The 23,549-nt window shown below is 45.8% G+C and carries 20 protein-coding genes; 3 read left to right on the forward strand and 17 right to left on the reverse strand.

Annotated elements, in window-relative coordinates; genetic code table 11:
* Positions 1–70: 70 nt before the first annotated feature.
* The 4 genes from lepA to gpr form a co-directional block, all read right to left on the reverse strand.
* Positions 71–1,885 (reverse strand): translation elongation factor 4, encoded by a 1,815-nt coding sequence (lepA, locus tag MKZ09_RS26360; RefSeq protein WP_036677511.1) that lies wholly within the window; start codon positions 1,883–1,885, stop codon positions 71–73.
* A gap of 140 nt (positions 1,886–2,025) precedes the next feature.
* A complete protein-coding gene (locus MKZ09_RS26365; RefSeq protein ID WP_076137377.1) occupies positions 2,026–2,511 on the reverse strand; it encodes a hypothetical protein in 486 nt (161 codons plus the stop codon).
* Between the two features lie 35 nt (positions 2,512–2,546).
* Positions 2,547–3,884, reverse strand: coding sequence for a stage II sporulation protein P (locus MKZ09_RS26370; protein WP_076137378.1), 1,338 nt, complete (start codon positions 3,882–3,884; stop codon positions 2,547–2,549).
* Positions 3,885–4,040: 156 nt separating this feature from the next.
* Positions 4,041–5,042, reverse strand: coding sequence for a GPR endopeptidase (gene gpr / locus MKZ09_RS26375; protein WP_036677518.1), 1,002 nt, complete (start codon positions 5,040–5,042; stop codon positions 4,041–4,043).
* A 305-nt stretch (positions 5,043–5,347) separates the two neighbouring features.
* Between gpr and rpsT the strand changes: the two genes are divergently transcribed.
* Entirely contained in the window at positions 5,348–5,620 is a 273-nt protein-coding gene (gene rpsT, locus MKZ09_RS26380; protein ID WP_036677521.1) for a 30S ribosomal protein S20, read from the forward strand.
* A 158-nt stretch (positions 5,621–5,778) separates the two neighbouring features.
* On the opposite strand, the gene MKZ09_RS26385 is transcribed toward rpsT, so the two are convergent.
* The 6 genes from MKZ09_RS26385 to MKZ09_RS26410 all read right to left on the reverse strand — a co-directional run bounded on the left by MKZ09_RS26385 (position 5,779) and on the right by MKZ09_RS26410 (position 10,763).
* Positions 5,779–6,267: a hypothetical protein gene (locus MKZ09_RS26385; RefSeq protein ID WP_076206424.1), complete on the reverse strand. Its 489-nt coding sequence runs from the start codon at positions 6,265–6,267 to the stop codon at positions 5,779–5,781.
* 36 nt (positions 6,268–6,303) lie between these two features.
* Positions 6,304–7,323 carry a DNA polymerase III subunit delta gene (gene holA / locus MKZ09_RS26390; RefSeq protein ID WP_036677525.1) on the reverse strand — a complete coding sequence of 340 codons (1,020 nt, stop codon included), beginning with the start codon at positions 7,321–7,323 and terminating at the stop codon, positions 6,304–6,306.
* 276 nt (positions 7,324–7,599) lie between these two features.
* Entirely contained in the window at positions 7,600–8,862 is a 1,263-nt protein-coding gene (locus MKZ09_RS26395; RefSeq protein WP_076206426.1) for an anti-sigma factor family protein, read from the reverse strand.
* A complete protein-coding gene (locus MKZ09_RS26400; RefSeq protein ID WP_036677530.1) occupies positions 8,859–9,407 on the reverse strand; it encodes an RNA polymerase sigma factor in 549 nt (182 codons plus the stop codon). Before MKZ09_RS26400 ends, MKZ09_RS26395 begins: the two co-directional genes overlap by 4 nt.
* 240 nt (positions 9,408–9,647) lie before the next feature.
* On the reverse strand, positions 9,648–9,884 hold the full coding sequence (locus MKZ09_RS26405; RefSeq protein WP_038572950.1) for a hypothetical protein: 237 nt from the start codon (positions 9,882–9,884) through the stop codon (positions 9,648–9,650).
* 237 nt (positions 9,885–10,121) lie between these two features.
* Positions 10,122–10,763, reverse strand: coding sequence for a bifunctional 2-keto-4-hydroxyglutarate aldolase/2-keto-3-deoxy-6-phosphogluconate aldolase (locus tag MKZ09_RS26410; RefSeq protein ID WP_076206428.1), 642 nt, complete (start codon positions 10,761–10,763; stop codon positions 10,122–10,124).
* Between the two features lie 346 nt (positions 10,764–11,109).
* Between MKZ09_RS26410 and MKZ09_RS26415 the strand changes: the two genes are divergently transcribed.
* Positions 11,110–12,060, forward strand: a complete 951-nt coding sequence (locus MKZ09_RS26415) for a sugar kinase (RefSeq protein WP_076206430.1) — start codon at positions 11,110–11,112, stop codon at positions 12,058–12,060.
* Positions 12,061–12,518: 458 nt separating this feature from the next.
* Here the strand turns inward: MKZ09_RS26415 and MKZ09_RS26420 are convergent, their stop codons facing one another.
* The 7 genes from MKZ09_RS26420 to MKZ09_RS26450 form a co-directional block, all read right to left on the reverse strand.
* Complete coding sequence (locus MKZ09_RS26420) at positions 12,519–13,535, reverse strand: LacI family DNA-binding transcriptional regulator (RefSeq protein ID WP_076206432.1); 1,017 nt, start codon at positions 13,533–13,535, stop codon at positions 12,519–12,521.
* Positions 13,536–13,607: 72 nt separating this feature from the next.
* The gene (locus MKZ09_RS26425) at positions 13,608–14,726 is read right to left on the reverse strand and encodes a hypothetical protein (RefSeq protein WP_076206434.1); all 1,119 of its coding nucleotides are present in this window, start codon (positions 14,724–14,726) and stop codon (positions 13,608–13,610) included.
* Positions 14,723–15,262: an RNA polymerase sigma factor gene (locus MKZ09_RS26430; RefSeq protein ID WP_076105892.1), complete on the reverse strand. Its 540-nt coding sequence runs from the start codon at positions 15,260–15,262 to the stop codon at positions 14,723–14,725. Before MKZ09_RS26430 ends, MKZ09_RS26425 begins: the two co-directional genes overlap by 4 nt.
* A 134-nt stretch (positions 15,263–15,396) precedes the next feature.
* Positions 15,397–17,460 (reverse strand): glycosyl hydrolase 115 family protein, encoded by a 2,064-nt coding sequence (locus MKZ09_RS26435; RefSeq protein WP_256719241.1) that lies wholly within the window; start codon positions 17,458–17,460, stop codon positions 15,397–15,399.
* An 885-nt stretch (positions 17,461–18,345) separates the two neighbouring features.
* A complete protein-coding gene (locus MKZ09_RS26440) occupies positions 18,346–21,021 on the reverse strand; it encodes a ComEC/Rec2 family competence protein (RefSeq protein ID WP_076206480.1) in 2,676 nt (891 codons plus the stop codon).
* A 114-nt stretch (positions 21,022–21,135) separates the two neighbouring features.
* The gene (locus MKZ09_RS26445; protein ID WP_076137388.1) at positions 21,136–21,654 is read right to left on the reverse strand and encodes a deoxycytidylate deaminase; all 519 of its coding nucleotides are present in this window, start codon (positions 21,652–21,654) and stop codon (positions 21,136–21,138) included.
* A 113-nt stretch (positions 21,655–21,767) separates the two neighbouring features.
* The gene (locus tag MKZ09_RS26450; protein WP_076137390.1) at positions 21,768–22,469 is read right to left on the reverse strand and encodes a ComEA family DNA-binding protein; all 702 of its coding nucleotides are present in this window, start codon (positions 22,467–22,469) and stop codon (positions 21,768–21,770) included.
* A 187-nt stretch (positions 22,470–22,656) separates the two neighbouring features.
* Between MKZ09_RS26450 and comER the strand changes: the two genes are divergently transcribed.
* Complete coding sequence (gene comER / locus MKZ09_RS26455; RefSeq protein WP_076206438.1) at positions 22,657–23,508, forward strand: late competence protein ComER; 852 nt, start codon at positions 22,657–22,659, stop codon at positions 23,506–23,508.
* The last annotated feature ends 41 nt before the right edge of the window (positions 23,509–23,549 follow it).

Here is a 23,549-nt window from a genome sequence, read left to right on the forward strand (position 1 = left end):
TTCCCCCTATTGTAATCTGCTCCTGCTCAAAAAAATAGAGCCGGGATATTCTCCCGGCTCTACCTATTTTTTACTCGTCGATCTTCAGTACGGCCATAAACGCTTCTTGTGGTACTTCTACACTACCCACTTGCTTCATGCGTTTCTTACCTTCTTTTTGCTTCTCCAGCAGCTTCCGTTTACGGGAAATATCACCGCCGTAACATTTAGCAAGTACGTTTTTGCGCATCGCCTTAACGGTTTCACGCGCAACTACCTTCGTACCCACAGAGGCTTGAATCGGCACTTCGAACATTTGACGCGGGATAATCCCCCGCAGCTTCTCACAAATGATACGTCCGCGGTTGTAGGCACGATCGCGGTGAACGATAAAGGACAAGGCATCGACCTGCTCATTGTTAAGCAAGATATCCATCTTGACCAGATTCGAACGACGGTATCCGCAAATTTCATAGTCGTAAGAAGCATATCCTTTCGTACCGGATTTCAACTGATCAAAGAAATCATAAACGATCTCTGACAGCGGAATCTCGTACGTAATCGTTACACGATTAGTATCTAGATATTCCATATTTACGAACTCGCCGCGTTTGTTCTGGCACAGCTCCATTACAGTACCCACGAAGTCGTTAGGCACAATGATCGCTGCTTTAACATACGGCTCTTCAATGTAGTCAATCGTACCGATCTCCGGATAATGTGACGGGTTGTCGATTTGGATCATTTCACCATTGGTCAGCATAATTCGGTAAATAACACTCGGTGCTGTTGTGATTAGCGGCAAATTGAACTCGCGCTCAATCCGCTCTTGAATGATCTCCATATGCAAAAGTCCAAGGAAACCGCAACGGAAACCAAATCCAAGCGCGCTTGAACTTTCCGGCTCAAAGCTTAACGAAGCATCATTTAGCTGGAGCTTCTCCAGTGCCTCACGAAGATCGTTATAGTCGGAGGTCTCAATCGGATACAACCCGCAATATACCATCGGGTTGATCTTACGGTAACCCGGAAGCGGCTCAGCAGTAGGATTCTTAGCGTCAGTGACAGTATCACCGACACGGGTATCTCCAACATGCTTGATCCCAGCTACGATAAAGCCAACATCACCGATGTTCAATTCATCGACAATGGTCATACGCGGCATAAATGCGCCAACTTCAATGACCTCGAAGGTCTTCTCAGTTGCCATCATCTTAATTTTCGAACCCGCACGGATCTTCCCGTCCATTACGCGCACATAGACGATAACGCCTTTGTAAGGATCGTAGTGAGAGTCAAAGATCAATGCTTTAAGCGGCTCTTCTGAATTACCGGATGGCGCAGGAACCTGCTTCACCACCTGCTCCAGAATTTCCTTGATTCCGATACCGGCTTTGGCAGATGCCATAACCGCTTCACTGGTATCCAGCCCGATAACATCCTCGATCTCCTGCTTTACCCGGTCAGGGTCAGCGTTTGGCAAATCAATTTTGTTGAGCACAGGTAGGATTTCCAGATTATTATCCAGTGCTAAATACACATTGGCCAGCGTCTGTGCTTCAATTCCTTGAGCCGCATCCACGACCAGCAGTGCGCCTTCACATGCTGCAAGACTGCGGGAAACTTCATAGGTGAAATCGACGTGCCCCGGTGTATCAATCAAGTTGAGATAATACTCTACACCATCGTCTGCACGATAGGTTAAACGCACGGCTTGCAGCTTTATTGTGATACCACGTTCGCGCTCCAGATCCATCTGATCGAGTACCTGTTCCTGCATTTCACGTGTGGTTAGTGCCCCCGTGTATTCCAAAATGCGGTCAGCTAGTGTCGATTTACCATGGTCTATATGTGCAATAATCGAGAAATTGCGAATTTGTTGTTGTCTTTTCTGAACGTCAGTCATTCCTTACCCCCACAGACAGCCTGATATTAATCCACTTATTATAACAGTACAAGCTTACTCCATCAATCCCGCGCTGGCCCAAAACAAAAGAAACAGCTATACACGATCCCGTGAAATAACCGTTTCTTCTAAATTTGCTGTTAATTTTCTGCCGAAGCGAACAATGAAACTACCCAGCGGATTCCCTTCTGGGAAGCCTGCTGCAAGAGACCTGCCGTCTTATCTGCCAGAACATCGACCGTAGGCTTTTGCTCCTCAGGAATTAGAATTTGCTCCGGAGATTTCGTACTATAATCATCCACAACTTGCTGAGGAGGATCTGCGGCTGGCGTTGTATTGCTATTTTGAGGCAAAGGAGAGACGGCCGTATAAGCACCTGTGACAGGATCGATCACCATTGGCACATATACATAAGTCTGCCCACCCTGTGTCACACCATTCTTTTGCAATTGTGGCTGTGGCTGCATGCCTGTTACTTGACTGGTCGGTGTAGTCGGGTTGGCATTCCAGCCGGGCAGAATCTTAGAGACTGTTGACCCCCCACTTCCGCCGAACTGCATCCCTAAGAGGATGCCAATCCCTGCCCAAATCCCGACCATAACCAGTTTTTTTCCGAAACGCGACATGTACACCACTCCTTTTTAATCCTTGGTAATTTATTTTAAGAAGCTCCGTTTGATTTCTTTGGTGTTGTAGTGGGATTCGCCACTTTTTCAGGTGCGTTCACCTTCTCAGCGTCATGACTGCTCCAGTAAACATCAGCGATAGCATCCGCCAAAATATCAGCCGTCCGCTTTAATTCCTCAGCCGAATTATCAATTCCGCCCACTTCAATCAAAACACTATTAGGAGAGAGGGTCTGATTGTACTCCCCGTTATTTCCTTTACCCGCAGCTTTTCCCCATATCCCACGAGATATTCCCGGGTAATTCTTTTCAAGCTGTTGATGAATCTTATTGGCAAACTCTTCGTTCTTCTTCCAGTCTTTATTTGCATGTCCAATGATAAAATAGACCTGTGCATAGCTTTTCCCGTCAATAACAGCTGTTGTTTTGCTATGACGCTGCGAATCACGGTGAATGTCGATAAAACTATCCATTTCCTCATTTGCGCTGAGTGCTGATTTAACCAAGATGCGGGAATATTTATAGGAAAAGTTCCAGTTATAATCGGCTATTTTGGTTGGAAAATCTTCTTTGGCATGAACCGTACCAATCCCAAGCTGTTCCAGTCTTTTCGTAATATATGATCCTACCAGCATTACATTTTTAGTTGAAACTCCGGAGCTGGGATTTTCATTTGCTGCCCCTAGCAGAGGGTTGTAGGCCTCTCTAGGATGTGAATGATAGATTAGAATCCGTTTGATCGAGGTATCCTTAGTGCTGTCTGTACCGCTTTGCGGATCACTCTTATCCGTCCCTTCCTCCGCTGATGGATCAGGGGATGGTGCAACCGTCGCTTCAGGCTGCTGTGTTGTAGTATCTCCATGCTTGTCCCCTTCGTCCGGAACAGAAGTTTCCGCATCACCACTACCCTCAGCCAGCTCATCAGTCCCAGGATGATAATCCACTGGCGCTCCTGTAGATCCACCGGAACCTTTTCGCAAAAGAAATGGATCATCCGCCGCCATCCCCGGCACTTCACGAGAAACTAGACTCTTAGGGTCACCTGGATTGACGCTGGTCAGCAACTGAAATACGAAAGAAGTTACCTTTTCACCTGAAAAAGCGGAAGGCTCTTTACCCTGCGGTAAATGCGGCACCTCCATTCCCAGCAGTTCCATGAAAAAACCACTAGACAGAGAGGCAGCAAGCCCCTTCATTGAAGGAATGGGTGAAGAGTTAAGCTTCTGTCCGGCCAATCCACCGGCTCCAAGCAGCATAAAAAATACTAGCGAACCTCCGGCCAACAGCAGCATCGTTCTCCCCAGCGATAAAACATCCAGCATTTTTCCCCTTAAACGGCCGATGTTCCAAAGCTGAAACCATTTTTTATTCATTGTAGTTATGTCCTCCTCCAGCCCTCTGTAATCTCTTATACTCCAAATCTATGAGTGCAAGAGCAATACTAGAACCGAAAATGAGAGAATAGACATAAAGCCCGTACAGGATACCTTAATTCAGCATCCCGCCGGGCTAAACAAACCATAATTCAATTAGTGGGTATACGCACCAACATTCTCAGGATCAACCGCATCATGTAAAGCCGCATTCAGACCACTGGCCACAATATTCGCGATCCCTTCAATAAATTCATCGATTTCCTTGGGAGTGACAATCAAATCGTGCCCCAGGGGTTCAAGCACTTCCTTCACTAATGACAAGCGTTCCTGCTCAGAGATATCATCCAGCATCCCCATGATTTCCTTCGTATGGTTTGCTCCTTGCCCGAAGTGATTTTTCATCATCTCCAGCACATTATTCACAATAGTTGAGGCATAGCAGACAGTGGGCACTCCGATTGCGATACAAGGAACACCCAGAATTTCTTGGGTTAATCCACGTCGCTTGTTGCCAATCCCCGAACCGGGATGGATCCCAATGTCGGCGATTTGAATCGTCGTATTGATACGCTCCAGTGACCGGGATGCCAACGCATCTATGGCGATAATAAGCTCAGGTTTCGTGCGATCCACGATTCCCTGCACGACCTCACTCGACTCAATTCCAGTCAGCCCAAGCACTCCAGGAGCAATAGCGCTCACCTTACGATAACCAGGGGAGATCTGATCCGGAACCAGCTCATAGAACTGCCGTGTAATGAGTGAGTTCTCCACCACTAAAGGACCCAGTGAGTCCGGTGTAACATTCCAGTTACCAAGACCAACAATCAACACAGATGCATCCTTGCCAATCCCAATTCTGATCAAAAAGTCCTCAAATTCGCGGGCAAAAACTTCTGCCACCTTTTGCTGCAAGCCTGTATCTCCGCCACGCAGAGCGGGTACCTCAAGGGTTACATAGTTGCCAATTGCGCGTCCTATTGCCTGTGATCCGGCAGCATTAGCTACACCAAGACGGGTCACTTTAATCCCATCAGACTCTTCCACTTCTTCGTTCACACCAGGGATCGGCGTTCTTTGTGGGCCTTGAGCCATTTCCTTTGCCTCTAATGCCAAATCGGTGCGCACAGAATATAGCTGCAGATCCGGTTCCATTGTGTACCAGCCTCCTAAAAGTTTTGTAAGCATACACTTCCATGAATTACTTCGAACAAAACTCACTTCGAAAGCGGCTGCTTAGTTTTGTAAGCATACACTTCCCATGAGTTCATCCTCATTTGGCAAGCTTCTGCCTATGCTCTTTTGTCGATAGTGTGCGAGAGAAAGCCAATGTTTATGCAGGATACGGAGGTTTAATTTGAAAGCTTTAAGTATTGCTTTTTGCTACCGGTCATGCTAAACTATTTTAAGTTGTGAATCATTTGATAATGATTTCGAATGTCTTACAGGAGGTGAATGCAATGCCAAATATTAAATCCGCGGTTAAACGCGTAAACACGAACGAAAAACGCCGTGCACTGAATGCTTCCCAAAAATCCGCGCTTCGTACAGCTGTGAAAACTGCTGATGTAGCTCTGACTGGTACGGAAGTAGAAACTGCTCAAGCTGCTTTCCTAGCTGCTTCCAAAAAGCTGGACAAGGCCGTAAGTAAAGGTCTGGTTCATAAAAATGCGGCTGCCCGCAAAAAATCCCGCTTGGCGAAGAAATTGAACGCTCTTACGGCTCAAGCCTAAGACGACATTCATAATGAGCAATTGAAGAACCTGACCGCTATGCTTCATACGGTTAGGTTTTTTTGTGTCTATTAATTAATATAAGTAGTATTAGTTACTATTAAGAGATGTTTTGTTAAATGAAAGAAGACCCCCTCAGAGAGGCGGTCTTCTTTCATTTATTTATTCTCTTTTTTCATTTCATAATAGTTACCATCCCATAAAAAAATCATCGTTTGATCGTCTTTAACAATAAAACTGCTGCCGGGATTCGTCCAATTATTTATAGATACCGTCTTAACCGATTCCGTTTCGATGCCAAGGTCACTTAATTCATTTCTGTAATCGTTAAAAAAGTCATCCTTTGTTATGTTCTCTTCCTTATATTCAGGGCTCATAATTTCATCTTTATCAAAAGAGGCCTTTTCTATCGAATAAGTTACCCGCATGCCAATAAGCTTTTCATCCTCCGCTGCCGAGACAGGTGTAGAACCTACTATACTTTGTACACTCCATTCCCCAAAATAAGAAGGTGCATCTGCAGAGGTATTCGTATTCGCAGACGACTCAGAAGCTGAACCTGACGGGGAATTGGTATCCGTTTTGCCACAAGAAGTAATTAATAGAACGAGTAAAAGCAGTGCCGAATAGTGAAATATTCTTTTCATAGTCAGATCATCTCCAATACTTTTCCCCTTCTTAGCTCAGACACCTAAACGCAGCATGAACAGCTCCAGCCCTAGCACTTTGTCTATAGCCCCTGTTTTCATTTTATAATCCAGATCCGCCAATGCACTTAAGATTTGCCGCAATCGTTCACTGGAGAACTTATGGGCCTGCTCCCCAGCAAGCTTAACCGCATAAGGATGCAATCCGATCTGTGACGCAATCTGTCCCTGCGAATAACTATGTGCTGATAAATCCTTAACCTGCAAAATAATGCGGAACTGCCGCGCAACCAGCGCTGCGATCTTGATCGGTTCCTCACGCTGCTTCAGCAGCTCATATAAGGTATCAAGCGCCTTATCAAGACGCAGATTAGCGATATCCTCAACAAGCGTAAACACATTTTGTTCTGTTCCACGGTGTACCAGACTCTCTACGGCCCCCGCGTCCACAGTGCCGCCCTTACCAGCGAATAAACAAAGCTTGTCCATCTCTGCAGATAAACCTTGCAAGCCTGTACCTGCATTCGTTATAAGAATTTCTGCCGTGCCAGGTGCCATTACACAACCCCGCTCACGAATTCCTTTTTCCACCCAGCGCAGCAGCTCTTCTGCTCCCAGCGGATTAAAGGCTAACACTGTGCCCACTGATTTGACAGTCTTCACAATTTTTTTACGCTCATCCAGCTTATCATTATTCACCATAAAGACGATTACACTGAAGTCTACAGGATGCTGCAAATAGTCACTTAAAAGATCTATACGATGCTCCAGTTTGGCATTTTCTTTGCCCGCTGTAAATAACGAGGCATCCCGCACCAGCAATAATTTACGTTCTACCATAAATGGCACAGTCTCCGCTTCTTCTACCACAGCCTGCACCGGCGTCTCAGAGAGATCAAAGGGAATAACTGCGAAATCACGATCTTCTTTAGCAATTAGCTGTTCTTCCAGCAGTGCCGTGAATTCATTCATTCGAAATTTCTCACTACCATATAAAACATACAACGGTGAGATCTTCCCTTGTTTGATTTCTTTTATCGCCGTTTTGGCATCCATCCCGCCACTTCCTTTTCCATTCATCTAGCCCATTTTGTCCAGAGTTCTATTGTAGCAAAAAAAACTACAAAAATGCATGCAAAAACGGAGAAACTCTGGCAGCCATGGCCAAAGCCTCTCCGTTTAAGCGGCGCATCTATATAAACGACGGAGTGCGAAGCTCTAGAAACTCCGCATCCGGCGGTCATACCGATGTTCTGCAAAACCTATACTTTCTAGTTCCTGTCCTGTTGATATAGTATATTCAGAAACTTCGAAAAAAGTTCCAACCCCACTTTAATTTGTTGAAGATGAGGTTGGAGTATTCGTTGGTGTCGCTCCAGGGGATGCAGCCGGACTTGAAGAAGCAGCAGCTGCTTCCTGTACAGTGTACACCTTGGTTACATTCACACCATCTTTTTCAGTCACATACGTAAACTTCGAGCTGTCCGCGGACCATTCACCAGAAATCCAATTTCCTTCTAACGGATAAGAGTTTACGGCTAACCGTTCTTCCGCTGAGCCCTCTGGCGACTTCTTATAAATCACAAGCTGCAGCCCAACAAATTCTATAGCATACTGACCATCAGGAGAAGTCCAGGTCTGCACATTAGGATCTTCAGAACTGCTTAAGCTCATAACTTCCCGCCCATAGTCATAAGGAATCTTTAAAGAATCCTCCATCAGCGGAGCAGAATCGGCTGCGCTGTCTGAATTCATATCAGCAGTTTGCTCCTTATTATCCACCTTTAGCTGATTGCTACTGGCGTTGCTAGAATCTGAATTATGAGATTTCGTGGCGACATCCTGCCTTGGCGGAGCAATCTTTTCTGTCGGCTTAGGATCTGCGCTTTGAGGCGGTTCAGTGATCGACCGCCCTCCAGCTCCAGCTCCCGCATCAGCTGCATCCGCCGGTGCACTTGGCATCGAGGCAGGGTCCACTGGTCCCGTCGCTCTATCTAAAGCGGAGTTATCTTCGTTCATCTCCGGTGCATCCGTCTTAAACTGCGCAGCGCCCTCGTTCTCTCCACCAGCGGCAGGTGAAGCTCCATCAGAGTTAGCAGTAATAGAAGCTTGTGATTCCATTGCTGTATCCTTAGTATCATCGCTGGCTGTTTTAGCGCTATCCTGCATCCTTTGTTCCACTTCTGCGCCAGGCATTTTATCGGGCATATTAAATATTGCGATCCCTAATAGAACGGCAGCTGCAATAGCTCCAATGCCTGTCCGTGTTGCTATAGAGGTTCCCTTGGAAGGTTTACCGCGGGAGCTTTCACGTGAAAATGGGACGACAACCGGCTCCTCAGATCTCACAGCACTTTGTTCACGACTGCTTCGATCCAATTCTGCAAGCTGAGGTAAAATAGAGTCAACCAGACTAAACGGGGGTTTCACGTCTGGCAACTGCTCCAATTCATTGGAGAGAAGTGTCAGGCGCTCAAAGACTTCCGCGCAGGAAGGACAATTATCGATATGACGGAACATTTCAATAATCTCATCTTGACTCAAATCTTTGTCTAAATAGCGGTGCATCCATTCCATCACCTCCGCGCATTTCATCCCGATACACCACCTTTCTGGTACTCCTGAAGTCTGTTCTGCAGTTGCTGTCTAGCCCGAAATAAGTATGATTTCACTGTATTCAAGGGCAAATCCAGACAATCTGCAATCTCGTTGTAAGAAAAATCCTGTAAATAGCGCAGGACGATGACTGTCCGATGATGCTCGGGCAATTGATCAATTGCTTCACGTATATCCTCAGCTAAATAAGAGGATAGAACCTCACGTTCCACATTGTGTTTATCCTGAAACACCATTTCATGTTCATCAATAGAAACTGTAGGTTTAGTTCTTCTGAATTTATCAATGCAAATGTTAGTGACGATTCGCTGAACCCACGTTTTGAACTGGGCCTTCTCCTCATATGAGCCGATTTTTGTATAAACCCGGATCAAGGCTTCCTGAGATGCATCTAACGCATCTTGTTCATTATGCAAAATGTAGAAGGCCGTTTTATATACATGTCCTTCAATTTCTCGCAATAGGGTGATTAGAGCGTCGCGATCGCCCGCTTGAGCGGCTCTGATGAGTCCCTGCTCCACCACGAAGGTTCCCCCTCTCTATGCAATCTTACTGACGCGCAAGACTGCGAATTTGTTGCAACCGTGTAATTAATATTTTTAGCCAATAATTCCTACTAAGCATACAGGGGAAACAACAATCATTCAAATACTCTTTTTCACTATCTTAGTAACAAAAATGACATCAAAAGAAACGGCCTATCCCCTTGTCGGAAATGAAGCCGTCTGTCTTAAATATTACCCTCCGGTATCGAGTAAGAAACTCTATTTATAGAGCGCAATTTTGCAGAGCATGAAGACCGCGTAGTTTTCCCTAGTCTCATCATCCACCACATAAGCTTCTCCATTCTCAAATAATTGAGGGTTATTGTAATTGCGCTCTAATCTGTAGATCTGCCCTTCCGTCACCTTACAACCATGGAATGCCGACTCAATTTCTACGTACTCCGCATCATCTTCATCCGCTGCTTGATACAGCTTTTTGTCATTATAAGCAGGCATATACTCACTCCCGGCTGGATAATAGATCCTGACGTTCAGTCCATGTATCACTACTCTTCTATTATATAGTTTATTATCTTTATCCCGATTCTATACTTTCTAAAAAGCATAGAATAAAAGGAATATGGACAGCTCAAAGAAAATCAACACAAAAAGGCTGCATGGCCAACGTCTGTCAGCCACACAGCTTATAAATAAAAAGCAAATCAGGATTTCAATCTCCGTTCAAACTATACACTAAATCCCTTTTATCTCTTTAAACTTCGCCACATATTGGGCAGCAAGATCAGTAATCTGATCGTATCGGCCATTCTTCGCCGGTGCAGTCAAATTCCCACCAATGCCCACAGCCATGCATCCGTTTGCAATCCACTTCTCCATATTGTTCAAATCCACGCCACCGGTCGGCATAATATTCACATGTGGCATAGGACCTTTAACTGCTTTTACATAATCCGGCCCGAAAGCACTGCCAGGGAATAGCTTCAGCACATCCACGCCGTACTTCAGCGCTTCCTTCATTTCATTTAATGTCATGCAACCAGGCATATAGGGAATGCCGTAAAGATTACACATCTTAGCTGTCTCCACTTCAAAAGAAGGACTAACCACAAACTCCGAGCCTGCAAGAATGGCTATTCTAGCTGTCAATGGGTCCAAGACAGTTCCGGCGCCGACCACCGCACGACTTCCGTACTCTGCAACCAATCTCTTAATCGCCACGTCCGCGTCTGGTGTAGTAAAAGTTACCTCAATATTATTTAGACCGCCTTCTATACAAGCAACGGACATCTTAAAAGCTTCCTCAGCACTATCTGCTCGAATAACCGCTACAACCCCGACGGATGCCACATTCTGCAATACTTTCATTTTCTTCATCAGTAGACTCCCTTTCTCTTGGTACGATCATAGATAAACAGGAAATACTTTTTTAGATAAACTTTTTTATTAAATTTACTAATTATTGCGTTTTGTTCTATAAGGAAATAGTAATAACAATACGATTAACAGTCAATACATTTTTATTACATCAGGTGAAAACAAGTAATAAAATCTAATACAAACCTTTATACAACAAGGGTTTATGGAGATATTATTTTCTTTTCACGAAAAAAGTTTTTTGGTTAACAATCATTCTTTTATTGTACAAAACCGATTTATGTGATAATTTCAAATTACAAATCATTATACTGGGATAAAATCATTACCCTAGGAGGAACTAAAAATGAGTAAACAGCTGGATGCCGTCACTTTCGGGGAGCCGATGGCGATGTTTTATGCGAATGAGGCCGGTCCTCTGCATGAAGTATTTTCGTTCTCCAAAGCATTAGCAGGTGCAGAAAGCAACGTGGCTACAGGCTTGTCGCGTTTGAATCATCCTACAGGTTATGTTACGAAGCTTGGCGAAGATAACTTTGGCGCATTCATTGCTCAGGCGATGAAAAATGAGAACATTAATACGGACAATATTACTTTTACTAAAGAGTATTCAACAGGTATGCTTATCAAATCGAAAGTGGTTACCGGCGATCCAAAGGTCGAATACTTCCGCAAAAACTCCGCGGCCTCCACGCTTAGTTTGGAGGATTTTGACGAGGCCTACTTCAATTCCGCAGGACATCTGCATGTTACAAGTATCTCCGCCGCTTTGTCCAAGAGCTGTCATGAATTTTCTATTCACGCTATGGAATTTATGAAGAGTAAAGGAAAGACGATCTCTCTGGATCCTAATCTGCGTCCTAGCTTATGGCCGGATACAGAAACAATGGTGAGTACCATCAATGATCTGGCTACACGCTGCGACTGGTTCCTGCCGGGACTCGGTGAAGGTAAAATCCTTACCGGACTGAGCACACCCGAAGAGATTGCAGACTATTACCTGGAGCGTGGCGTAAGCTTAGTCGTCATCAAGCTTGGCCCTGAAGGCGCTTACTATAAATCCTCTGCCGGGGAAGGTTACGTGGACGGATTCAAGGTCGAGCAGGTTGTTGATACGGTGGGTGCAGGTGATGGATTTGCGGTTGGCGTAATCAGTGCGATGCTGGAAAAGCTTCCGATTGCTGAGGCCGTCAAACGCGGCAATGCGATCGGTGCGTTAGCCGTCATGTCGCCAGGCGATATGGACGGACTTCCCACCCGTGAGGAACTTGCGAAGTTTATGCAACAAGAAGTCTAATAATCGCAAAAGAGCAGCGATTCTCCGTTATTGGAGGAGCGCTGCTCTTTTTGGGTCGCTGATTGGCTGCTATTGCTATGCTATTGCTATTACTATTGCTATTGCTATTGCTTCAGCAGTGTAATCACGTCCCTTGAGGCTTTCGGACCCAGAAGACGCTATTTGCAATTTTTTTACTTTTGCGGCGTAGTTTCGGACTCCAGTGACGCTATTCCTTATGAAAAAGGGCATTTAGCATGTTTTCCATGCCGATAACGGCGATGGGGTCCGATAGTACTCCAAATATGGGATTATACTGCTTATAAGATCAGCTGAGTCCGATAGCGACTTCCTGCGCGAAAATATTACTCAATCAAACCCAAGTTTAGTATTTAGATAAAGTTAGGTCCAATAAAAGGGGGAGTACCCGACAAGCTAAGAAATAGCTGCTGGGTACTCCCCCTTTTTATAGTTCAAACTTATTTGTAAGACTTCACCGACTGCCCTTGCTGCAAGGTCGGCGGGAAACGATATGTAATTGGAACAGAAGCTCCCTTATCCTCGATACAAGAGAGTATAATCTTGGCAGCCTGCATCCCCATCTCGTAAGCAGGCTGACGAATTGTCGTAATGACCGGATTATAAATTTGCGCGAATTCCGCATCATCTATCCCGATGACCGACAACTGTTCTGGAATAGAGATGGCATTTCGATTCGCATATTTTAGAATCTCCGCTAGTGTAATGTCGTTCGTAGCCAGCAGTGCAGTCGGCGGCTCCGGCAGTGCTAATAAGTGTTCCAGCCCCGTAGCTAATTCTTCTTTGGATACACTGCAAATATACTCCTCACGCAGCGTTATGCCCGCTTCTTCCATCGCTTTTTTGTAGCCACTTATCCGCTCTTTCCGAGGGGTAATCGCATGCTCCCCAATTGGGAGGGACACCAGAGCAATCCGCTCATGGCCTTGCTGAATTAGTTGCCCTACGCCTATCTTTGCCGCCATTTCATTGTCCAGCAATAGACTCTGCGTGGTGATTCCATCTACCAGGCGATCCATAAAGACTAACGGAAAATCAGCCTCTATCAGCTTACTATAGGCAGACGGGTTATTCCCTGTAGGAAAAATAATCAGCCCATCCACCTGACGAGCGATTAAGGTTTCTACATATTTGCTTTCTTTCTCCGCATTCTCATCTGCGTTGCATATGATCACTTGGATTCCGTGATGCTGCAGCTCATTCTCAATCGCCCGGATACATTGGATTGACAGTGTGTAGTCAATATTGGCTACAATGATCCCGACCATATGCGTCCGGTTCTGCTTTAGACTGCGCGCCAGACCATTTGGCTGATAATTAAGCTCCTCAATTACGGCCTCAATCCGGTTTTTCGTCGCTTCGCTCATATATTTAAAACGTTTGTTCAAAAATTGGGAGACCGTACTTTTCGAAACTCCCGCTTTTTGAGCCACATCATCAATCGTTAACTTCTTCATCGCTTCGGCTCCACTCTTCTCAAAAGAAAATACTTTATCAAAAAGTATAGCTTTTATTTAGTGAATTATCTACTAGGGAGTCTGACTGTAAAATTCCTGATACAGCTCATTTTGTCGCTCTTCTGATAAAAATGCCCAATCTTCATCTATCCACCCTGGTCCACCTTTCGTAAGAATATCTGCTTTACAAAGTTCCCCATTCATCTCATATTCCATGGTTAACGATTGTCCATCAATGTCTCTAAATCCAATGGTCGATGCAGGTGTTTGAATGCTTAAGGTCTCCATATCATAAAGCACTGTTTTGTCTCGGTATGTCTTATCTACCGGGTATTCTAGGTAACTAAATACGATCTGGTCATGCTCCTTATCCACTGCGATTATTGACTTATATTCTAATAGCTCCCAATCAAAGGAAGTAAGCTCTTTCGGTACCACAGATTCTCCTGTCGCTGCTTTTTTAACATTTAGAATAAAAAATCTACCATTCTCCATAATGCCTGAACCTATAGTCTTCGTATAGGTAAATAGCAGAGCGTAATCGCCCGCTCCAAAAAATCCACTCAAATATTGATAAGCACTTGCCCCTCCTGCATAAAGAGGTAAAGTATAAATCCTAGTAGCTGAAGAAGCCGATAGCTCCGTCTGGTCCTTAGAGCTCAGATAAAGAGTGAACGGTTCTGTAGGATGTGTGTACTTTGGCTTCTTGTAGTCCACCATCGGGGGTGGCGGCGACCAAAGGATTCCCGCTGTTGTCTCAACGGCATACGCTTTGCTCTTATCTCTGTTCATTGGCAAAGGCATATAGTATTTCTTACCGTTAATCTCAAATTCTACTGGACTTGTCGGAGGCTCTAACGCTTTATCATTAGTTGCAGGACTAGAAGAAGGCAGTATGCCTGCGCCTTGGGACTGAACGGATGACGAATGGACTGGTCCTGTGTTTTTCCATATGCCCATAGGGAAGGTAAGCGAACCTATCAACAAAATCGTAACCAGACTGGTCAACACCACATTTTTATTCATCCAATAACGTTTGTAACCTGAACTTTTATTCGCAGCAGCCTGTTCGATCCGCATCATTAACTCAGGCGTAAAACCATCTTCAATAAAAGGTCTTTTGCCTGCTTGCGCATACCAATCCGTCTGCCCGATCATCACTGGATTACTATCATCCTCGTTGCGTTTCATTCCCGCTCCTCCTTCTGGATAGCCTCTTTAACCTTCTCTCTCGCCCGCGCGAGCCGAGATTTCACGGTTCCTTGTGCTACATTCAGCAAATCTGACATTTCGGCAATGGATAATCCATGTTGAATATCTAGCACAAGCACCTCTCTGTTCTTCTCTGGAAGGGTCATTATAATTTCCCAGATACGGTTCGCATACTGATTGCCAAGAGCTTCTTTTTCCGCAGAAGGTGCATTAACAGTAGTAGGTTGATCACCCAAAGCTATGAATCTGCGCCAAAAGCTATTTTTGCTCCAACTGAAGGCCGTATTTCTGGTAATCGTAAGCAGCCAGGTTTTCATCGAAGATTGCCCCCGGTATTTCCCAACATTTTTATACGCCTTCAAAAATACTTCTTGGCTGATATCATTAGCCTGCTCTCGACTTCTAGTTAAGAAAAAAGCATAATTCCACACATCCGAGCCATACGCCTCCATCATTTCCCGCAAACTCATTGCGGGCGCGTACGCTGCTGTATATGGTATATCTTCGCTTAGCATATTTCGCCTCACCCCTTGCCTAATAAGACTTTCCAAACTTGAAAAAGTTCCCTCTAAAATAAAAAAATAGGTCATTCATTAAAAAACACCACCGATGAACGTTTAAGCGTTCACTAGTGGTGTGCGGATATTTTTTAAAGAGAGCTGAATTTCTCCTCCAGACGCCGTGCAAGCTCATCGTCCGGTAACGGATTACGATGCGTATTTTCCAGATAGATATGCTTTTCGGTCTCGGGCATCAAATAATCCTTATACCATAGAAACATATCCGGACTATCCCCCTGAATCCGCAAAAATTTACGGGCCGTTTCTACGTGATCTATAGTGTTGGCTATATTGGTCAACCAATCAGCCCGATAAAAATGCTTCCACTGGCCGATCTCTGCCCGTAAAAGAGCCTGCTGTCCTTCCTTATAATCCCAAACCGCATGAGAAGCTTCGATAAACGCCTCTGGAAATCGCTCTTCTTGGTAACACATATACGCCTGGCAAAGAGAGGATAACCCTCTGCACCCGCTCCAATGCAGCTCAATTTGAACTAGCAATTGAACATGCAGCCTGTTTCGCTCTTTTTCGGGTAAAAGTTCCATCACCTCTTGGCACTGCTTTCGCAGCAGATACCAGACTAGTACAACTCGCTCAGCACGATCCCTGAACCATCGAACCTGTTCTACAAAAGGAACATCCCCTGCGGCCCAGCGCAGTCGCTCATTGCTTTCCGTCTTATTTTGCAGCCAATGCCCTATAATCTGCCTTGCCGGATGATGATAGAATTCATCGCCTGCGCGGTCGTCAGCATTAGGCCCATATACTATGGTGTTTTTGAAGTAGCTTTTGTACAATTGGACAATTCGCTCCTGCTGCGCTGTGTAGAAACGGTTAACGAAGGTCTGAAGCTGCTCATCAGCATCTGCTGTTCCATCCATCCACAACTTTGCTGTCAGATCTAATGTATAGAGATGAGGCAAAATATTCCCTGAATTCACCAGCAGATATTCACTAGCCCCTGCCGCAAATGCCCCCTGTAATTCCTCCACTATAAAGGACGGATCCGTTGGGAATTGTGTTAGATGATTGGAGGCCTGCAAGTCGTGGAAGGTGACGTGGTAATATACCCCGTTTTTGCCTTGATCTCCTGCCTCAGGTAGAGCAGGCACGCGCAGATTCAGATGGCCATGTCGTCGCGACACCATTTTGCCGTATCCGTTATCCGCCCATATTTTAATAACACCCTCTGGAACTTCGATCTTTCCCTGTTTATACAACTCTGCAATCTCTCCGTACATCGCCATACAGCAGACGGGCTGGTCTACATATTCACAGATCATATCGTATTGCTTGCGAACCACAAATGAGATCAAATCCCCCCGTTTCTCCGGAGTATCAAAAGAGGGATCATTCTCCCAAAAAGGTTTATCGCCCTGTCCGCGGAAGGAGAGCACCCAGAGTGTTTTTTCATCTTTTTGCCGCTCGATGGCTTCTCTCCACAGTTGTTCGAACAATTCTGGATATTCTTTATAGCTAGCCTGCTTGCCCGGAAAAGCACGTAGGAACATTTGCGCGCCAAGTGGCTCCGCATGATGATGTGTGATCCACAGTCCCATATCCACCGCAAGCTGATGATGAATTCCGTCTCTCGGCAAATCTGTACCAGGGATTACCATATTTCCACCACAGCGCAGCAGCGCTTCAAAAACAGGCTCCCATACCTCCGCCGTCGGAGGATAATCCTCCTTCCAGCCGATAAGACACACTTCATCATTCACGAACCAACCTCGGTAACGCACCTTTGGCTGAATGCTGTTGTAATCAGAAATAGGCAGATTGATCGCATCTTTCTTAGCAGGAGGAAGCTCCGCCCAGAACCAGAAGGGATCTACACCAAGCACGTGGCGGCTATAATGAAGCATCCCATAAATAATGCCCAATTCATCACGGCCGATAATATGCAAGATCCGATCCTCTTCACCACCTGTAAAACGCAAACAAAAACCCTCCGCCCATTCCGGGCAGCCATCATCCTCAGTCGCATAGCGAATAATTACAGTAGCTGCTGCTCCTTGTACCGGAGCTTTTCCGAACACCTGTTCATGATCCCTGGCGATCATCTGCCAAGCATGTCCAATTGGATTACTGCGTTCCACTTGAACATCGTATACACTTTCCGCTGTGACTCTAAATTCTGCATATGTATTCACTATCGCTTCATCTCCTAATTCGCTACAAAACAAGGAGCACACAAGCTTCTCACCACCGCACTTTGCAACATAGTTTAAGTAGGTATAGAGTTTGCCAGAATCTTCTATCTCTATTATAAAGCGTTTACATAGATTGTGCATGCGTACGCAATAATTACTGGAGGAGGACGGCGGCTACTGGAGCTACTGGATTAGAGCATTAGGTACAAGAAAGGACAATAGTTACTAGACAGAGACTGCAGTTACTGTGTTAGAGCACCTGCCGCTAGATAGGGAAAGGAGCTACTGCGTTAGAGCAGCTGGTGCTAGAAAGGACAACAGTTACTGCATTAGAGCAGTAGGTACTAGACAGCATAACAGTTACATACTTAGAGCAGCTGGTGCTAGAAAGGACAATAGTTACATTATTAGTGCAGTTGGTGCTAGAACAGGGACAACAGTTACAGTATTAGAGCAGCTGGTGCTAGAACAAATGGACTGGGATCATCAGCAAGTAACAGGAACTTATGCGAAAGTTAGTATCGCTACAACGATAATATGTAACTGAGGCGCTTTGATATGTTCATATGGAGCGTTCAATTGCACTTTGTGCAACTAAAAAAGATCTTTCCAGCTCATAAAGTGATTTAGTTGCACTTCATGCAACTATTTCTGCTCAAAATTAGAGAAATAGACGTTTTTCCAGATTTTAAGTGTACAAAGTGCAACTAAATGAAGATCCAGCTACTTTAAGGTGCGATCTATTGCACAAAGTGCAACTAAACAAGGTTATAGGTTTTATAGTGGTGTACAATACCACGAAAGGAGCTTAAAAGGAGCTTTATAGAGTCTGCGAAAATTAACATACACCACCCAGCACTCAATCACATTACTCTACTACCTTCCTTAATCCGCTCCCTCCGCCAACTTATGACGCACAATAATCCCGTCGGCCCGCACACGCATCTGGATCTCTCCCTGCTGATCCGTTCTAAAAATAGCAGCTTGATTAGCTTCCAAACGTTCCAATACTTCAGCTTTCGGATGACCATATAGATTATTTACTCCTGCAGAAATTACAGCAGCGGCTGGATGCCAGAACTGCAGCCAAGACTCGCCTGTTGAAGTTTTGCTCCCATGGTGGGCTACTTTTAAAACGTCAATGGAAGGCCCTGCGTTAATGCCCTTTTGCAGTGCTTGCTGCACAATCTCCTCCTCCGCTTCCAGATCCATATCTCCAGTAAACAGAAAATTTCTGCCGTTCATCTCTAGACGAAAAACTACAGAATCGTGGTTCTGATCCTCCAGCAGTGGGATGCTATTCAGCATAGAAGAACCTGACGCTGCTCCCTCTCTATCTTGTTCTTCCGGCCATAAAAAGGACAGCTCCGTCTTATCATCCGGGGAAAGCCTCATTCCCTGATGTACGGCATACAGTTGAACATTGTTCTCCAGCGCAGTCCGCATCATCTCCATATAAGATTCACGGTCAGCGAGTGTGCCATTAAAAAGCAATGTCGAGACCGGAATCGCCTCCATAACAGCTTGGAGTCCCCCGGCATGATCCTGATCCCCATGAGTCAAAATAATCGCGTCCAAACGGTGGATCCCACGTTTTTTAAGCAAAGGCACCAACACTTTAGCCCCTACCTCGAACGGGCTGCGGCGAATGCGCCATTCTTCTTTTTGCCCGAAATTTAACGTTCCTCCACCATCTACAAGAATATGAGCTCCTTTTGGTGTAGTGATGAGGATACTGTCGCCTTGCCCGATATCCAGGTAACTAATCGTCCCTTTACCCGCCTGACTTTCTGACTGATACCCCTTGTACAGCATTAGACCCAGTCCAACCGCTGATAGTAGAACAATCGCTCCGCTCCAACGTACGATCTTAGATTCATCCAAAAAATACTGTGCGCTCCCCGCTCCCCCAAACCCGCCATGCTTGTTCACAGGTAGACTAATCTCAGCTAACGGCCTCGTCTCATCCTCCATATACTGAGGTGTTGCGCGGGCTTCTACTCTTAGCTTGGCAGCATACAACAGCCCATACAACAAGACATAATACACTCCGATCCACAGCAGTGAAGGCGAGCGCCAAATCAGAACTCCGCCAGCAAAACCATTAATCCATTCAACCGCATAAAAAGTAACGTTATTCAGCAGCTCCGTAATATGTGCCAAAAAAATCGCGGCATCTCCCCACAATCGTCCAAGCAGTAGCGCAAGCGTTCCTAACGGCAATACGATAAAAGTAATAAAGGGCACAAAAACCAGATTAGCCACTAAAGACAGCAGCGAAAATTGATTAAAATAATAAATCGTCAATGGAAATGAGACCAACTGGGCAACTAGAGTCACAGAGACGGCGCTTTTAAGCCAGCGTGGCAGTGCGCTCAGCAGAGGGTCCATAAGCGGAACGTAGACCATTAATCCTAAGGTCACCAGAAACGACAGCTGGAAGCTCACACTGAGCAGCATGTAAGGATTCCAAATCAGCATAACCAGTGCCGCTGCAGCCAAAATATTCAGTCCATCCTTCAGCATGCCAACTCGTGCAGCGAGCAATGCAATCATACTCATTAATCCCGCACGCACGATAGACGGACCCGCACCTGTCAACAGGACGTATACAGGAACGAGCACTAAGGTGACTGTTAGCGTAGTTTCTTTTGTCATCCGTAAGCGCCTGAATATAAACAAAAGAACACCAACATACACCGCAACATGCATGCCTGAAATGGCGAGGATATGTGTCAAACCAAGTTGTGAGAACTGCTTAAAGGTATCCGGATCGAGATCATCCTGCATCCCAATCACCAAACCCTTCATATATCCAGAATGGCGCGCTTGAAACAGCCGATCCGTCTCCGCTCCAAGAACTGCCCGCGCTTCATCATTCCAGCGTAAGATCATTAACGGATTCCATGAATCTGGAGCGGTTGCTTGCACATTCTCTGCACCCTGCCCCTTTAGAAGCCAGTGAATCTTCTGCGTATGTAAATAGGCCCGATAATCAAACCCTCCGTAATTCCGCGCTGTCGCTGGCTCTTCAAGTACACCGTTTAGCGACACCTGATCCCCTCTGCGCCACTCCGCAGCAATAGCGATTTCTTGCTCGGCAAGTAGTTTGATCTGCACCATAATTAACTCCCCATGCACTCTTTTATCTTGTTCGTCCCGCGGATCAGGCGAAGCGGCATCTCCCTCAGTAATCAACGATAACTCTGAGAGCTTCATCGTAAAATCAACCCGGTCCCCGTCCCGTTCCACAACGGAAACTATCGTCCCCTTAGCCTCCACGGCAGTCTCATTCAACTCCGACAATAATCTCCCCAACACTTCAGGCAGATGACTTACATTGCGGCCTTCATTCCATTCCCAATATCCAGCGGATAAAATAATCGCCAAACAAAATACCGCCAGCTGCTTCCAGCCTATGTTCACCCAAACCCTCATACTCACCAGTAAAATTAATAAACCAGCCCACGCTAACCACAATCTAAACCCTGAGCCTAAACACGCTGCTGCACTTCCAGCCACCCAACACACTGTAAAACCTAATAAGGGTCTCTCCTTCACGCCTCCATTCTCCTCCTTTCGCAAGATAAAAAAAAGAACCTCTGCATACGCCATAAAAGCGCACGAGAGGTTCTTCCTCAAGCCATCTTATTCAATTAGGGTTGTACAATACAGCTACTCCGCTACTTTAATCATCGTTTCACTTGGCGGCTCATAATTCTCCAATTGGCGAAAAACGATGCCTTTGGCAGCCATCATTGCTTCTACCTTTTCCATATCCTTACGGTAAGGACGATAATACACAATCTCCACAATACCGCTGTTAGCCAGCATATTTGCACAGGTCCAGCAAGGCTCATCCGTCACGTAGACGGTACTGCCTTCCCGGTCAATCCGGTCTGTGAATAGCAAAAGATTCTGTTCGGCATGAATCGTGCGAATGCAGCGCTGTTTCTTTACCATAGTCTCTACGCCATCCACGATCTCCATCTCATATTGCTCCGAGAGCATACAACCTGCCTCTGAGCAATCTGGTACGCCCATTGGCGCCCCGTTGTACGCGGTACCAAGCAGCTTCTTGCCTTGCACCAGTACAGCACCTACATGTCGTCGTGAGCAGCGTGAACGAGTTGAGACCATACAGGCAATGTCCATGAAATAAGTATCCCAGTCTTTACGATAGGCAGTAGTCATAATCAATCTCCATATCCTTCTAAATAGTTGTTAACTATTGTAGCACATCCCCGCAAGTTTTCACTAGGACAACGGTTGTGGTACTTCCAACGATCTTCATTTCTTATTTATCTTCAAAATATTACTAAAGCTTTTAACTTCTCCAGCATTTTAGGTCCTATCCCCTTTACCTTCCCCAGATCAGACAGGCTGCGAAAAGTACCCTCACGGTTGCGGTAATCCATAATTGCCTGAGCCTTCTTTTCTCCGATGCCCGGAAGATCCATCAGCTCCTTAACACCCGCAGTATTCACATTTATTTTACCTTCCTGTGAAGCTGCTGATGCGGAAAGCTCAGTCACCTCCTTAGCCGCAACAACTTTGTCCCCTGCCGGCGTTTGCTTCCCTGCAATGTTTGGCGGTTGAACTTCTGCCCCTGCTGGTGTTTGGCCTTCTGCCATTGGCATTTGGTCCGCTCCTTCTGCTCTCTCCCCCGCAGCAGCTGTCGAAGCTTTTTCAGCTGCCGAAGTTTGGTCAGCTTGTTCTGCTTGCGCAGCCACCTTAACCTTCTCACCGTCTTTAGCATTCCCAGCAGCTTCACCCTGCCCTGCATCTTTCTCTAAATGCAGCTTATTTCCCTTCGTCTGATGACCTCCCTCACTGCCACCAGCAGCTGGAGCGTCACCAGACTCAGCGATTCCAACTGCTTGCTCCATACCAACATTCAAAGTCTCCCACCCGGCAATCCCGGAATCGCCTTTACTCCCTGCCGCCCATAAAAGCCCACTTCCTATTACAGCAGCAGCCACTCCGAGTACGATACTTCCTTTATTCATATTACTTTCCTCCTCACAAAAATTCTTCTTATGCCTTTTTGTGAATCTTCATACATTCCTGCGGCTGGAAACTCCTTTAATAATTCATACAAAACCTGTCATCTGTCCAAGTCTATCCTGCATACATATAACGAAGAGCATTCATGTCAGTTAGTAAATAAGCAACGCTAGAAAGGAGGAACCACAGGTGAAAGTTGGATTTATCGGAACAGGCAGCATGGGCAGCCTGCTGATTGACGCCTTTCTTTCTTCCGGAGCCCTGAATCCGTGCGATGTACTCGCCAGCAACCGCAGTCTGAATAAACTGCTGGAGCTGGAAGATCGTCATCCCGGCATAAACTTATGCGGAAGCAATAGTGAAACAGCGACTGGAAGTGACATTGTTTTTTTATGTGTAAAACCGCTGGAATTCAAAACCTTAACAGATGAGATCGGCCCTTATCTCCGCAGCGATCAAATCGTCGTATCCATTACAAGTCCCGTTCAATTGCAACATCTGGAATCCGCTTTGCCGTCCAAAATAGCCAAGATTATCCCCAGCATTACACACTGTGTCAAAAGCGGGACATCACTGTGCATATTTGGCAGCAGGCTTAATAAAGAAGACAGGCTTGTGCTGCTGCAGCTGTTGTCTTTCATAGGTGTTCCTTTGGAAATTCAAGAGGCCCATACCCGAATCGCTTCTGATTTCTCCAGCTGCGGACCTGCGTTCTTGAGCTATTTCATTGAACGCTGGATTGAAGCTGCGGTGGAGGTTACCGGGATTGAAGAGACGTTAATCAGCCGGCTTGCAGGTGAAATGCTGCTTGGAACAGGTAAGCTGCTAACAGAAGGAGAATTCACCCCGCAAGAGCTCCAAGAACGTGTCGCTGTCCGTGGTGGGATTACCGCAGAGGCACTGAACCATCTTCGCATTAGCCTTGAGGGCGTATTCGAACGTCTCATCATGACTACGCATGATAAATACGATGAAGATGTCACTAAGCTGGATGCGCTATTTGGGCATGACGGTATTACTCAAAGTCCCGTAGACCGTTAGAAAACAATAAAACCCGCAGCACGGAGTTCTCCGTTGCTGCG

Origin of the sequence: Paenibacillus sp. FSL R5-0908 (assembly GCF_038006245.1) — a bacterium.
Classification (GTDB): Bacteria; Bacillota; Bacilli; order Paenibacillales; family Paenibacillaceae; genus Paenibacillus_AQ; species Paenibacillus_AQ odorifer.

Excerpts from the sequence above, each read along its gene's own strand:
- lepA (WP_036677511.1), bottom strand. The coding sequence starts at position 1,885 with ATGACTGACGTTCAGAAAAGACAACAACAAATTCGCAATTTCTCGATT.
- MKZ09_RS26430 (WP_076105892.1), bottom strand. The coding sequence starts at position 15,262 with ATGCTAAGCGAAGATATACCATATACAGCAGCGTACGCGCCCGCAATG.
- MKZ09_RS26395 (WP_076206426.1), bottom strand. The coding sequence starts at position 8,862 with ATGAAATGCGCGGAGGTGATGGAATGGATGCACCGCTATTTAGACAAA.
- MKZ09_RS26410 (WP_076206428.1), bottom strand. The coding sequence starts at position 10,763 with ATGAAGAAAATGAAAGTATTGCAGAATGTGGCATCCGTCGGGGTTGTA.
- gpr (WP_036677518.1), bottom strand. The coding sequence starts at position 5,042 with ATGGAACCGGATCTGCAGCTATATTCTGTGCGCACCGATTTGGCATTA.
- holA (WP_036677525.1), bottom strand. The coding sequence starts at position 7,323 with ATGGATGCCAAAACGGCGATAAAAGAAATCAAACAAGGGAAGATCTCA.
- MKZ09_RS26370 (WP_076137378.1), bottom strand. The coding sequence starts at position 3,884 with ATGAATAAAAAATGGTTTCAGCTTTGGAACATCGGCCGTTTAAGGGGA.
- MKZ09_RS26405 (WP_038572950.1), bottom strand. The coding sequence starts at position 9,884 with ATGCCTGCTTATAATGACAAAAAGCTGTATCAAGCAGCGGATGAAGAT.
- MKZ09_RS26450 (WP_076137390.1), bottom strand. The coding sequence starts at position 22,469 with ATGAATAAAGGAAGTATCGTACTCGGAGTGGCTGCTGCTGTAATAGGA.
- MKZ09_RS26415 (WP_076206430.1), top strand. The coding sequence starts at position 11,110 with ATGAGTAAACAGCTGGATGCCGTCACTTTCGGGGAGCCGATGGCGATG.
- MKZ09_RS26425 (WP_076206434.1), bottom strand. The coding sequence starts at position 14,726 with ATGAAACGCAACGAGGATGATAGTAATCCAGTGATGATCGGGCAGACG.
- MKZ09_RS26365 (WP_076137377.1), bottom strand. The coding sequence starts at position 2,511 with ATGTCGCGTTTCGGAAAAAAACTGGTTATGGTCGGGATTTGGGCAGGG.
- rpsT (WP_036677521.1), top strand. The coding sequence starts at position 5,348 with ATGCCAAATATTAAATCCGCGGTTAAACGCGTAAACACGAACGAAAAA.
- MKZ09_RS26420 (WP_076206432.1), bottom strand. The coding sequence starts at position 13,535 with ATGAAGAAGTTAACGATTGATGATGTGGCTCAAAAAGCGGGAGTTTCG.
- MKZ09_RS26385 (WP_076206424.1), bottom strand. The coding sequence starts at position 6,267 with ATGAAAAGAATATTTCACTATTCGGCACTGCTTTTACTCGTTCTATTA.
- MKZ09_RS26445 (WP_076137388.1), bottom strand. The coding sequence starts at position 21,654 with ATGACTACTGCCTATCGTAAAGACTGGGATACTTATTTCATGGACATT.